Genomic DNA, 13,339 nt, shown 5'->3' with positions numbered 1-13,339 from the left:
GTTATATGGCCTCTACTTTTGTTTAAAATTAATAACAATATGAAAGACCACACTAACGGAACGCTTCAGAAACCGATTCATTCAGGGTTCGATGCAAAATCAACAGTTCACGATGTCATCCAGGGGATCGACCTCAGCGGCAAGACCGCGATCGTTACAGGAGGATATGCCGGCATAGGCCTGGAGACCGTAAAAACTTTTGCCCGGGCAGGCGCAACGATCATCGTACCCGCCCGCGACATCCAAAAGGCCGAGAACAATCTGAAAGGCATCAAAAATGTCACCGTCGAGGCAATAGATTTGATGACGCCCGCTTCGATCGATGCTTTTGCGAAGAAATTTCTTGCATTGGGTAGGGCACTTGACATTCTGGTCAACAATGCCGGCATCATGTGGGTGCCTCTGCAGCGTGACAAACGAGGCTACGAATCTCAGCTTGCCACAAATCACCTGGGCCATTTTCAACTGACGGCACGGCTTTGGCCTGCATTAAAAAAAGCCAAGGGTGCGCGGGTCATTACGGTGTCTTCCTATGGCCACCAGATGGCGCCCTTTAACTTTGATGATCCCAATTTTCTAACCCGGGAATATGAAACCCTGCAAGGCTATGGGCAATCCAAGACCGCCAATAATCTTTTTAGCGTAGCGTTGGATCGTCGCGCGAAGGCGTTTGGCGTAAGGGCTTTTTCGATACACCCCGGCTCCGTCTATGGCACCGACCTCGGACGGGTTGCTCCCATGGCGCTGTTTCAGCAAATGGGCACGCACGATGAGAATGGAAATTTGAAACCGGAAGTGGCCGCCAAACTCAAAACCGTCGAGCAGGGAGCTGCCACGTCGGTGTGGTGCGCGACCAGTCCGCAACTAAACGACATAGGTGGTGTTTATTGCGAAAATACAGACGTTGCCGAGCTCGACCTTGGAAATATCGAACACCACTATGATGACCCCATGTCGTTGCGCGGTGTGCAACCCTATTCGGTGGATGCGGGCAACGCCGAAAAATTATGGGCGTTGACCGAGGAATTAACAGGCGTTTCGTTCGCGGTGGATTGAGCGCTACACCATTCAAAATCGTTATCAAAAGCCGAATGCTTATATTCGGCTTATTTTATTTTGTAGACCGATTGCCGAAGACATGGACTTTGAAACAAAATACATTACGCCGGATATAAAGCTGTCGGAATACACCGGCAAGACCTTCAAAACAGAAGTGATGTTCGAGCACCATATGCTGGTTTGGTTTATCTCGGGGGAGACAAAAATCATACTGGCCGATGCAACGTACACGTTCAATGCACACGATACGTTTCTGATACCCCGTCATCAATTGGCCACGGTGATGAACTACCCGAAAGACGGACTGCCTCACAAAACCGTGGCCATGCATTTGACTACCGAACGATTGAAGGACTTTTATGCCCGGCACAAAGCCGTTGGCAAAAAGGTATCCCATTCAAAAGTATATCGCTTCATCAAACACCCTTTGCTCGAAAGCTGTCTCGCCTCGCTCATCCCCTATTTTGATCTCGGTGCCGACCTGCCCACGGACATCGCGGCCATCAAAATTGAAGAAGCCATCAGCATATTAAGGTCCATCGACAAAAGCGTGGACGGCCTGCTGGCCGACTTTGAAGAGCCGGGCAAAATAAATCTCGCCGACTTTATGGAGCGCCATTTTATGTTCAACATGACCATGGACAAGTTTGGCTATCTCACGGGCCGCAGCCTGGCCACCTTCCGGAGGGACTTTAAAAAGACCTACCACACCACGCCCCAAAAATGGCTGACCGAAAAACGGCTGCAACTGGCGCATTACCAGATCGCGCAGCAAAAGCGAAAACCCATCGACGTCTATTTCGAAGTGGGCTTTGAGAACCTCTCTCATTTTTCGCATGCCTTCAAAAATCACTTTGGGTATCCGCCCAACACGTTGCTCGATCGGTAGCACGCCAGGCAACGCCGTGTATGGACGATTCCCTCCCCCCACATAAGGCGGTCGTTATGAGGTGCAGAGCTTTAAAAATTGTTTACTTTTGTCAGCGACAAGCCTCATGGACGCCAAAGAAATCCTAAAAACACACATTGCCAAAACGGCTCTCCTGACGGATGAGCAGTTTGACTATTTCTTTTCGCATTTCAAAAGGCAGAGTTTTCATAAAGGGCAGGTCATCATTAGCAAAGGCGACATGGTAGACCATGAATACTTCGTGGTCTCGGGTTGTTTAAAGTCCTTTTTTATCAACGATGAACAAAAGATGTTCATCCTGCAGTTTGCCATGTCCACTTGGTGGACCACCGACTTCAACGCACTCTATAATCAAACCAAGGCCACCATCAACCTGGACTGCATTACCGACGCCGAAGTGCTTTCCCTTTCTAACGCCGACAGGGAAAAGGTGTGCAAAGAACTGCATAATGTCGAACACTTCTTTCGCTGGCGAACGAACAGGGGATTTCTCGCTACGCAAAAAAGGTTGCTCTCGGTGATGAACAACAACGTGAAGGAACGGTACGAAGAGCTTTTAAAACAGTATCCCGAACTTTACAATATCGTCCCCAAAAACCTTATTGCCGCATACCTGGGTGTCTCCAGAGAAACCCTGAGCCGTCTTTACCACCCCTGAAATGTGATGTAGATCACACCGGTGATGTGATCTACATCACATACGTGCACGCTTCTTTTGAAAGTGATCTAGGTCACGCGACCCCCGGCGACATCCTACGTTATTTTGAGTGTCACATTTAAGACACCAAAAAATGAAAAATGAAAAATTTGAAATCGTAGGCACTCAAAGCAACATTGATTGGGTGGGCAGAAAAGTAACGGGCACGCACAACGGCACCATCGCCATTAAAAAAGGCGAACTCCTTTTGAACGACGGCAAGCTTGCCGGCGGCAAGATCATCGTCGATACCTCCGCCATTAAAATCCTGGACATCACCGACCCCGCAACCAACGCACAGTTCGCCGGCCACCTGGCTTCGGATGACTTCTTCTCGTCCGAAAAATATCCGGAAGCTGTGTTGGACATCGCCTCTGTTTCGGGAAGCCACGTGAATGGCAACCTCACCATCAAAGGCATTACGCATCCCGTTGGTTTTGATGCCGTGGTGAAGACGAATGGCAATCTGTTGACGGCCACCGGCAAGCTGGCGATCGACCGCACCAAATATGAAATGAAATTCCGCTCCGGCAATTTCTTTCAGAACCTGGGCGACACCCTGATCTATGATCATTTCGAACTGGACGTAACGGTAACCGCGAAAACTGCTAACCAAGCTGTTTTAGCATAAACGAAACAAGCCATGCCCTACATCAAAATAGAAGTAACCCGCGAAGGCGTCAGCAGAGAACAAAAACAAAAGCTGATCAAAGGCGTGACCGATCTGGTCACGAATGTCCTCAACAAAGACCCGCAACTCACCCACGTGGTCATCCAGGAAGTTGAGCTGGACGACTGGGGCTTTGCCGGAGAGCAAGTGTCGGTGCTGAGAGAAAAAGGCATAACGGCGGACAAAAAATAACACCATGAAAAAGCAAACCGTGATCATTACCGGTGCCTCATCAGGCATCGGTAAAGAAGTAGCCCGCCACTTTCTGAAACATGGCGACAATGTGGTGATCAATTCTGCAACAGCCGAAAAGCTGGAGCTGGCTTATAAGGAACTGGGCGGAGGTGAAAACCTCGCCCGGATAGCCGGCAGCGTCGGGGATAAACGCACCGGCGAAAAACTGTTGGCCATCGCCCTTGAAAAATTCGGCTCGGCCGATGTGTTGGTGAACAACGCCGGCATCTATGAAACAAGACCGTTCCTCGAAGTGGACGAGGCTTACCTGGACCGGTTTCTGAACACAAACCTAAAAGGCACTTTTTTCACGACGCAAGCGATCCTTCCTCAAATGCTGAAACAGCATGGCGGCGTGGTGATCAATGTCGGCACGCCGCTTGTAAACCACGCGTTGGGTGGCGCTCCTTCCACGGCACCGGTGGCTTCGAAGGGAGCGATCCATGCCCTCACCTTGCAACTGGCTGCTGAATTCGGCAAACAAAACATCCGGGTCAACACCATTGCACCGGGCGTGATCCGCACCCCCATGCACGGCGAAGGAGCCGATCAAAGCGCAGGGTTGCACCTGCTGAACCGGATCGGTGAAGTGGAAGACATCGCCCAAATGGTCTTTGCCGTGGCCAGAAACAACTTCCTCAACGGAGCCATCATCAACGTCGACGGTGGCATGGGAGCGGGACACCATCTGCATTGAAAATATGAAAACCTTTTTCCTGACCGCTTTTTTGACGGGCGCTTTGCTGGTCTCAAAAGCACAACATTCAAAGAACATGGAAACCACAAAACAAGATTCAGCAGCCATCACCCAGGCCCTGGAAACGTATTACTTCAAAGGCCTCTACGAAGGTGATGTCAATGCCTTGAAAAACATCTTTAACCCCGGCACCTTGTTGTTCGGGGACGTGAAAGGACAACCCTACGCCAAGACACTCGACGTATACCTGGACGGTGTGAAGAACCGCCAAAGCCCGAAAGATTCAGGCAAACCTTTTAAGGGAACGATCTATTCGGTGGAGGTGATCAACTCCATCGCGATGGTCAAGGCAAACGTAAAAATGTATGACTTTAGCTATGATCAGTTCCTCTCCTTTCATAAAATTGACAACCGCTGGATGATCGTCAACAAAATGATCACCGACGTAGCCAAATAAACTGTAACGCCATGTGGTATCAAACAAAAGCATCGAAATTACTGGGCATTCAATATCCCATTCTCCAGGGGCCGTTTGGCGGCAACCTGTCGTCGGTCGAGCTGGTGACCAAGGTGTCAAACGCCGGGGGACTTGGCGGATACGGGGCCTACACGCTCAGTCCGCAAGAGATCCTGGAAGTGGACCGACAGATCAAAGCGGCCACGAACAAACCCTACAACATAAATCTATGGGTCTCGGACACCGACGCCGGGGATGGCAGTGTTTCGGACGAGCAGTTTGGGAAAGCCCGCGACTTGTTCAAGCCTTATTTTGACGAGTTGGGAATAGGCCTGCCCGCCAAGCCCGCGCCGTTCAAGAGCCGCTTTGAGAACCAGGTCGAGGTGATCCTTCACCAGCGGCCACCGGTGTTCAGCTTTATGTTTGGCATCCCTTCGGCCGACATCCTCGAACAATGCCGCAGGCTGGGTATTGTCACTGTTGGGGCGGCCACCACGTTGGATGAAGCGATCGCCCTGGAGGCGGCCGGTGTCGACCTCATCATCGCTTCCGGCTTTGAGGCCGGTGGCCATCGTCCGTCGTTTCTTGCTTCTGCCGAAGCATCGACTACCGGGACGTTTGTATTGCTGCAACTCATAAAGGAAAAAGTAAAGACACCCATCATCGCTGCCGGCGGCATTGCCAACGGAAAAGGTGTCGCTGCTGCCCTGGCGCTTGGCGCAGATGCCGCACAGATCGGCACGGCGTTCCTGGCCACCGACGAGTCCAATGCCACGCCCATGCACAAACAAATGCTGTTTTCGGATGCTGCAAAGTACACGACCCTATCCAGGGCCTTCACCGGCCGATTGGGCAGAGGGCTGACCAGCCGCATCGCCAAAGACCTGTACCAAAAAGAAAAAGGCTTTCTCCCCTTCCCGCTGCAAACCCAGTTCATGTCGCACATCCGGACCGCGGCGACGGAACAAGAGAAATGGGATATGATCTTGTTCTGGGGCGGTCAGATTGCGCCGGTGCTTCAACACACCAAAGCAGAAACCCTGATGAAATCCATATTGGACGAAACCACGGCTTACTTTGATCACCTAAAAATCTGAAACAAAAAATGAAACGTACAGCAAAAGCTCATTGGAATGGCAACCTTAAACAAGGCAAAGGGGAAATTTCTTCACAGAGCACCGTCTTAAACCAAACACCCTATTCGTTCAAGACACGATTCGAGTCTGGTGTTGGTACCAATCCCGAAGAATTGATCGCCGCGGCACACGCGGGTTGCTTTACCATGGCGTTAAGCGCAACACTGGAGCGCGCAGGATTTCTGGCGAACGACTTGAACACCGAAGCCATTCTCGATGTGGACATGGCTAGCCTTAAAATCACCGGCATACATTTGGATTTGAAAGCATCATTGATCGACGGTGTATCCGCCGAGGCTTTTCGCGAAATCGCAGAAAGCGCTAAAGCCAATTGCCTTGTATCCAGGGCGCTGAGTGTGCCCATTACGTTAAGTGTGTCCTACCCGTCATGACGCGGGTTTAATGGCTGCTCATTTTATTTCTTATGAGCGTGTCTCACGCGGAGCATGATGGATGGTGATGTTTGAGATGATGCGCTCATAAGAAATAAACTACCCGGCAGTTTCATTGCCATTAGCCGGTAATGATTGTTAAGAATAGAAATCAGATAACGTCTGAATAAAAAACTAAAAAGTCACTTGATCATGAATACCTCAAAAGTATGGTACGTCACAGGAGCCTCTCAAGGACTGGGACTGACCCTCGTAAAAAAATTGCTGACAAATGGTTACAGGGTAGCCGCAACCTCCCGCGATGCCCATACGCTGAGCCAGGCGGTTGGCGTGATAGACACGGGCCGCTTTTTCCCGTTGGCGGTCGATTTGAACAACCAGGATTGCATTGATGATTCCATACAGCAAACGCTGGCGGCGTTCGGTCGCATCGATGTGGTGGTGAACAATGCGGGCTATGGAATGGCCGGAACCTTAGAAGACGCCACTGAACAAGCCATCCGAAACATTATTAACGTGAATGTCGTGGCCACCATCAATGTCGTAAAAAGTGTTTTGCCCATCCTGCGAAGTCAACGATCGGGCTATATCTTCAACATCGGTTCGGTGGCGGGTTTTGTTGGCGCACCCGGCTGGTCTGTCTATTCCGCAACCAAAGCGGCCGTCGCGGCCTTTTCCGAAGTGCTGGCCCTGGATGTTAAAGAGTTTGGAATCAAGGTCACCGTTGTCGAACCGTCGGGTTTCCGTACCGGCTTTTTGACAAAGAATTCGCTGGAGTTCACCCCCACCAAGATCGATGGCTACGAAGCCGTGAAAAAAACGCAGGAACGCTACCTTGCTATGAATGGCCAGCAACCCGGAGATCCGGAACGCGCCGCGGAAATCTTTATGGAGCTAGCCGAAAGTCCGGAGCCGCCCCTTCACTTGTTTCTTGGGAAAGATGCTTACAACCGGGCTTCGGAAAAATTGGTAGCCATGACCGCTGAGTTAGCGCAATGGAAATCGACAACTATTGGGGCGGATTTTAAATAGATAGCATGGAGGGAAGTGCCAAACTTGCAATAGCAGCGGAATTCATGGCCGAAGGTGGTGATTTTACGCCTCTTTGGTGTCGCTTGCGTAGAGAACTCTTAACCTTGCATCTTTCCGGATTTCGTCAAGTTGGTTGAGGCGGGCCAGTAGGGAAAGGTCGCCCTTCATTTCGTCTACATCTTTCCGCATCAAAACAAAGCCCGTCTTCAATTCGTCAATATCTTTCCGCATCAAAACAAAGCCCGTCTTTAATTCGTCAATATCCTTCCGCATCAAAACAAAGCCCGCCTTCAATTCGTCAATGTCTTTCCGCATCGAAACAAAGCCCGTCTTCAATCCGTCAATGTCTTCCCGCATCGAAACAAAGCCCGTCTTCAATCCGTCCATGTCTTCCTGCATCGAAACAATGTCCGTTTCTATTTTGCCAATGTTTTTCCGGATCGGCTCAAGATGTGATTTCAGAAGCCGATCGATTGAATCCAGGTCTCTCTGTTCTAGTGCCATTTGCATATTCGTTACAGTTATCGGGTATATAAATGTCAGAAAAATTCAACACATAACACAAATTTGAAAACAAAAAAATTGCATGTTTATCCTACACCAGGCAATTATGCGTCTGGACATATCGTTGTGATGCCAACCCGAATTTTGTGTCATGCCCCATTCGCGATCGATCCCTAAATTTTGACGCCAAAAATGACGTTAGCAGGTCGCCTTCCTGGTTTTATAGCGGCATTTTTTTTGACCGGCTGATCAGCGGGGTATTCAATGGGGTGATTGCAGTATGAATATTGCCGTCCTTTTCACCGATCAGGTATAGACGGAAGGTTAGTGGATCCTCCGGGATCTCCAGTGTAATGCTTGCGCCCGTCCCCAGTTTTCTGAGATACGCGTTGTTGCCGAATTCATCCGTTTTGATAAGATACCACTCAAAATTAAGCGGCGTACCTAACGCATCCGCGGTTTTCCACGTCTCGCCCTCTTTGATGATTGCATAGTAGGTAAGCTGATGAGTCGGAATTGTCGCGATCGAAGGCCGAAGAATTCTAATTTGAAACGTATCCGGCGCGTATCCGTCCGTCGCATGCGCCCAAAGCCGGCCCAACTGAAAGTATTCAGGCTTAGGTCGTCCCCAATGATCCTCCAAGCCGTTTAGGGTGACAATGTTCCTCTCCTGCAAATCTTGCCACTCCGTAACATATCCGCCATCGAACCGGTTTTCCAATTGACGCAAGACCGACACCGGTGCCGCACTCAGAAACAACGGACCTTCGACACCCTTCAAGATGTCTATCTGGTCATCCTCTTCACCAAGGGTTACACCAAACGCATCCACGCCGTTGACATTCGCCTGGAGGAGCATGAGATCGTGTTTGATCGTTTCGGAAAATGGCAGATCAAGCGTTACGGGATGATGGGGATCGACTTTCAGGATGGATTGAACGACGTCATTCAGCCAATGCATGTAGCGTGCCTGATGGAAAAAGAGTTCCGGCTTGGGATAGCGCTCTTTTAAGCGCTTCCACAAAAGATTGTCCAGGTTCCATGCGATGATGGCGGGATCATTTTTATACCGGTCAACGGTTTCGATAATTTCCGTTTTGAGGGCATCCAACTTCGCCGTGTCGGCCAATATGTTCAGCCGGTCATCAATCCAGAAATTGTAATGGACTTTCATCCCGGTCTCCGCGGCCATGTGGAGTATATTTTTGTCGTAAACTCCCGGCCCAAACCGTTTGATCGTTGTGATGCCAAGGGATCTCATCCTCTCCATGTCGGCATTCAATTCATTCCGGGTGAGCGCATGGAAATTCTTGAACCAGTTTTTCCCTTTCGAAAAATTCACTCCACGCAGCGCACCCAGAAATGACCTATCGGGTTGACGCGTTTGTTTTGGTTCCCACTGCATCCGCAGTATCCTGTTCACGTCACGTTGGTTCGCTGCCGTTGGCGTTTTTGCCAGCGCATGATGCACGGTCCAATCGAGCTTCTTCAGATCGGCGGTTACACCAGGGACCACATTGTCGTCAAATGCTGAATTGAAAAGGACACATCCTTTGATCTCATTAAAAGCAGTGTCGATCGACATCCGTGCATCCGCGAACCATTTCTTCTGCTCGGGACCATTCAATGTGCCCATCTCCGAAACCATCACTGGCACGCCGGAACGAAATAATTCCAATGCATGGAAGGAAGCATAGAGTGAAGCAAATGGAACAGGGGATTTTCCAGGCAACGAATAGTCAAGACCCGTTATCGAAAGCCAATCAACATATGCTGCACCCGGAAAGAAGGCCATGGCATTCTCGGCCTTCCACGGACTCCACACCCAGATCACATTAGTAGCTCCCGCCGATTGAAACAGGTTGAACACATGGATCCAGGCTTGCCTGAATTCCGCTGCTGTGTTCTGTCCGGTCGCCGACCACGGATAAGCGGGGTTATCAAACTCATGCGCAAACCTGAGAAACACCGGCTGATGAAACGATTTGAGCTGTGACGCGAATTTCAGGACATAATCATCAAACAACCCCATGCTGATATTCGCGAACGCTTTTTGCTCCATTCGCAACTCGTTATGATTTTCCGACACCGGAAAATGACTTACCCAAGGCTCCCACGTGATATACGGTATTGACTGACGATCGTACACGGCCTGCATTGCTACGGCGTCGGGAAAAGAACTTGAATCCACGCCCCATGGGATATAAAAGGAAAGCAAATCAAAATGGACGCTGGCAAACTTTTCAAATGCTGCAACGTCCTTTAAGGAGGTGAGTCCATCATCCTTTGCCGGCTGAAAAATCCCATTGTAAAAAACTTTCGCCGGGGCGGCGTACACAAAAGATACATTGGGCATCTGCTGTCCGCGATACACCACGTACCCGGTAAGCGCCACGGCCAATAGTATTGCCGGCAATGCCACTGCACGCATAAAGAAATAGAGCTCATGCCGGAGAAGCCAGAACAGTCTCTTACCCGCATGAAAATATCCAGCCATGATCCGGACCACCCCTGAAGACGGACGCCGGTGTGCAACCGGTCGCTGCCGCGATGCGGCCACCGTAAACGCCATGAACAAGACGTTAAGACTGGTTACGCCCGCCATAAAAATTGAATACGGATTCCAGTCGTTGTAAAGTCCATACACGATCGCGAACAACGACAACAGTCCCACCACCATGTTGGGAATGCATATCGACCAGCTGTCGCGCGTGGTGGACTCCTTGGGTGTGGGAATATAAGGAACCTTTTTCCTCACGATGGTATAGACCAGGCCCACCAAATGAACCCACCAGGTACCGATCAGCAGAATGCCTCCCACTACGTGAAAGCCTCGCTCCTCTTCCTCCATCACCCAGCGCTGCACGTATTGCCTGATCATCATGACCGAAACCGTAAAGGGAAAACCCATCATGGCAAAGGTGACCAAGTCCACCTTCAATGGAATGATTCCCAGCACGAGCGACACCACCGGCACCACAAAATTGATCAGAAAGATAACACCCGAAAAATAGTGAAAGGGCAATGTGCCATAATGCAGACGCTGTCGCCAGGTAAATTTCCCGAATAACCTGGGATAGGTAACAAACAGCAATTCCAACGTTCCTCGCGCCCACTTCAGTTGCTGTTTGTAGTAGGCCGACAATGTCGCGGGAACCAATCCCCGGGTCAGTACTTCCGGCACATAGACCGACCGCCAACCTTTGGCATGCAATTGCATCGCCGTGTGCATGTCTTCGGCAAGTCCCGCTGCATGACCGCCAATAGAATCGAGGGCACTTCTCCGAAAGGTGCAGTTGGCTCCAATGGCCATCACGGTCCCATACTGGTTCATGGTCATCATCATGGGGCCATAAAACTGAAACGTTTGCTGCGCCGCGCCCTTGGCCACCAGTGACTCATCGCGATTGCTGTAGGCTTGCACGACCTGCACATAGCCGATCTGCCCGTCGCTGAAATAAGGAACGACGCTATCCAAAAATTCCGGAACAGGCACATGATCCGGGTCGAGCACCACGCAGAGGTCGCCCGTCGCCTGTTTCAGGATATTGTTGATATTTCCCGCTTTCGCATTTTCCCGCGTGGCACGGGTCACATGTATTACGCCAAGGGAGGCACACAGCTCCCTGATATACGGATCATTGCCCTCATCTCCCAGATATGTCGTGTGCGAATAACGGATCGCCTGGATGGCGCGAAGCGTTTCCTCGATCATTTCATAGGGCTCGCCGGGGCAGAAAGTGGTGAGGATATCGACCGTAAAATTTTGTTGCGTATCGGGTTTTTCCGGCACGCGAATAAAAAAATAATGATACCACTCGTGCAAAACTTTCAGACAGCCGAACGCGATGGCCAAAATCAACAGCCAGTAAAAAACAACGTGTCCGACATACTCCGGCCGCAAGAGATTGTAAACAAAAAAGAGCATGCTCAACACGCCCATGACAATCATCAGCTGCAGCATTATTCTTTCTATTCGCGAAGGAGCTTTTACGGGCGTATGGTTCTTCATTTCACAACATAAAAAGGTGTATTGGCCGAAGCAAAATTTCCATAGGCGTCATAGATCCAGCAATAGACCCGGTAGGGGCCTTCGGTTTCGGGGGCGCGAAAAGTCGCGGAGAGCCCATCCACGTCCGAAAACAAAGAATCCAATGCAGGTGGTGTTATCTTGTTCTTGTTTGAATCATCCCGTTGTTCTTTATACCAATCTTCCGGAAGAACCTCCCATCGCAGGCGCAGGCCCCCGGCAGGTTGCTTTAATATGATCTCCGCTTTGTGAACCGTGTTCGGCTGATAGAGGAGATTGTCGCGCGCGCCTTTTTGATCGACGAGCATATACTCCAAGGGCGGTCCGGGATGAACAGATGACGGACCATTCCATATTTCAGTGAGCGACCCAATCGAAGCAGACTTCGCCCCGTCATCCGAAAACATACTAAACCACGTCGGTGTTTTCTCGTGCTGAAATCCCCAGTAGAATACCATCGAGCCCAGGTAGCGCGGATTGTCATAGGGCATTTGCGTGGCATAGACCGATTTGTACTGCTCGGCCTTTTTGGTGCTGGTGTCTTCGATCGGCGCACCCCAGGCCGTACTGTCACATTCCCAGTATCCATTGATCCCCCATTCACCCACCACGAAGGGACCATCCCAATACCAGCTGAAGCCTTCAATATCCTCCTTCAAAGAGGAAATTCTTCCATAGGTATTGATGGAAATGAGGTCCAGGTCGGGAACTTTACTTTGAACGTGGTAAATATTTTTTCTGCCGAAGTTCAGCAGTGCCGTGGTCACCGGGTGATCAGGGTCCTTCCGGTGGATCATTTTCAAGAGGGTATTATAGGCGGTGAAAAAGTCCTCCTCTGGCTCATAGAAATAGTGCAACTCATTCCCCAGGCACCACATCAACAAGGCCGGATGATTTTTGTAACGATCCACCACCGCTTCCATTTTTTGTTGCAGGTTCTTCATGGCCAACGGATCGTTGTAGTATTCACTCACGTGATTTGAATTGTACAGCGGAAGACCGGCCATGACGGCGATGTGATAGCGCTCGGCACTGTCGAGGATGTTTTGAAGGTTGGTGGTGTCCCACGTTCGGATGGTGTTGCCGCCGGCGTCGTGGAGTTCTTTCAGGTGGGTAAAGCCAGCAACACCCTTGATGACAAACGGCTTCTGGTCGCGGATCAGTGTAAATCGATCGCCGTCACGCACCACATGGACTCTACCTGTGGCATTGTATTCCTTCCGGTCCGAACAGGCCAGCACAATCAGACCAATAGAAGCAAAAACAAGAAGGGTCTTCAATGGCATAGGGCATTCAAAAAAACTCAAAAACCTAAGTTAAATGAATTTGGTGTAACGCGCTGACCTCACATCAAAAAATGATCCGAAAATCTAGGGATTGGGATTACCCATGGGCTAGCCTAACCGATCCTAGGGTAGGTAACGAAAGCAGTAAAGCCACATGGGGTGGACAGGCCTGATGGTGTGTGGAGACATTTTGGAAATTGGGGGACAATGGGGCGCGTTTTCTACAGGTAGTTTA

The 13,339-nt window shown here is 50.3% G+C and carries 13 protein-coding genes; 10 read left to right on the top strand and 3 right to left on the bottom strand.

Translation table 11 applies throughout. The annotated features are described in order from the left end of the window. Positions 1-39 precede the first annotated feature (39 nt). The 10 genes from BUB30_RS26465 (at position 40) to BUB30_RS26420 (ending at position 7,284) form a co-directional block, all read left to right on the top strand. The gene (locus tag BUB30_RS26465; RefSeq protein ID WP_073140606.1) at positions 40-1,056 is read left to right on the top strand and encodes an SDR family NAD(P)-dependent oxidoreductase; all 1,017 of its coding nucleotides are present in this window, start codon (positions 40-42) and stop codon (positions 1,054-1,056) included. Between the two features lie 82 nt (positions 1,057-1,138). Further along, positions 1,139-1,948 carry an AraC family transcriptional regulator gene (locus tag BUB30_RS26460; RefSeq protein ID WP_073140603.1) on the top strand — a complete coding sequence of 270 codons (810 nt, stop codon included), beginning with the start codon at positions 1,139-1,141 and terminating at the stop codon, positions 1,946-1,948. Between the two features lie 88 nt (positions 1,949-2,036). Continuing rightward, positions 2,037-2,627 (top strand): Crp/Fnr family transcriptional regulator, encoded by a 591-nt coding sequence (locus BUB30_RS26455; RefSeq protein WP_245804179.1) that lies wholly within the window; start codon positions 2,037-2,039, stop codon positions 2,625-2,627. 133 nt (positions 2,628-2,760) lie between these two features. Continuing rightward, positions 2,761-3,297 carry a YceI family protein gene (locus tag BUB30_RS26450; RefSeq protein ID WP_073140597.1) on the top strand — a complete coding sequence of 179 codons (537 nt, stop codon included), beginning with the start codon at positions 2,761-2,763 and terminating at the stop codon, positions 3,295-3,297. Positions 3,298-3,309: 12 nt separating this feature from the next. Next, entirely contained in the window at positions 3,310-3,528 is a 219-nt protein-coding gene (locus BUB30_RS26445) for a tautomerase family protein (protein ID WP_073140593.1), read from the top strand. 4 nt (positions 3,529-3,532) lie between these two features. Then, on the top strand, positions 3,533-4,267 hold the full coding sequence (locus BUB30_RS26440; RefSeq protein WP_073140590.1) for an SDR family NAD(P)-dependent oxidoreductase: 735 nt from the start codon (positions 3,533-3,535) through the stop codon (positions 4,265-4,267). A 4-nt stretch (positions 4,268-4,271) separates the two neighbouring features. Then, positions 4,272-4,724 (top strand): nuclear transport factor 2 family protein, encoded by a 453-nt coding sequence (locus BUB30_RS26435; protein WP_073140587.1) that lies wholly within the window; start codon positions 4,272-4,274, stop codon positions 4,722-4,724. Between the two features lie 11 nt (positions 4,725-4,735). Beyond that, on the top strand, positions 4,736-5,821 hold the full coding sequence (locus BUB30_RS26430) for an NAD(P)H-dependent flavin oxidoreductase (RefSeq protein WP_073140585.1): 1,086 nt from the start codon (positions 4,736-4,738) through the stop codon (positions 5,819-5,821). Between the two features lie 8 nt (positions 5,822-5,829). Then, a complete protein-coding gene (locus tag BUB30_RS26425; RefSeq protein ID WP_073140582.1) occupies positions 5,830-6,252 on the top strand; it encodes an OsmC family protein in 423 nt (140 codons plus the stop codon). Positions 6,253-6,444: 192 nt separating this feature from the next. Beyond that, a complete protein-coding gene (locus BUB30_RS26420; RefSeq protein ID WP_073140580.1) occupies positions 6,445-7,284 on the top strand; it encodes an SDR family NAD(P)-dependent oxidoreductase in 840 nt (279 codons plus the stop codon). Between the two features lie 63 nt (positions 7,285-7,347). On the opposite strand, the gene BUB30_RS26415 is transcribed toward BUB30_RS26420, so the two are convergent. The 3 genes from BUB30_RS26415 to BUB30_RS26405 all read right to left on the bottom strand — a co-directional run bounded on the left by BUB30_RS26415 (position 7,348) and on the right by BUB30_RS26405 (position 13,104). Further along, on the bottom strand, positions 7,348-7,788 hold the full coding sequence (locus BUB30_RS26415) for a hypothetical protein (protein WP_143165093.1): 441 nt from the start codon (positions 7,786-7,788) through the stop codon (positions 7,348-7,350). 220 nt (positions 7,789-8,008) lie between these two features. Beyond that, positions 8,009-11,752 carry a glycosyltransferase gene (locus tag BUB30_RS35310; protein WP_245804178.1) on the bottom strand — a complete coding sequence of 1,248 codons (3,744 nt, stop codon included), beginning with the start codon at positions 11,750-11,752 and terminating at the stop codon, positions 8,009-8,011. A gap of 44 nt (positions 11,753-11,796) precedes the next feature. Continuing rightward, a complete protein-coding gene (locus tag BUB30_RS26405; protein ID WP_084138414.1) occupies positions 11,797-13,104 on the bottom strand; it encodes a glycoside hydrolase family 2 TIM barrel-domain containing protein in 1,308 nt (435 codons plus the stop codon). Positions 13,105-13,339 lie beyond the last annotated feature (235 nt).

The sequence above is a fragment of the Chryseolinea serpens genome, from assembly GCF_900129725.1.
Lineage (GTDB): Bacteria > Bacteroidota > Bacteroidia > Cytophagales > Cyclobacteriaceae > Chryseolinea > Chryseolinea serpens.
This window is presented reverse-complemented; position numbering and strand designations above follow the sequence as displayed.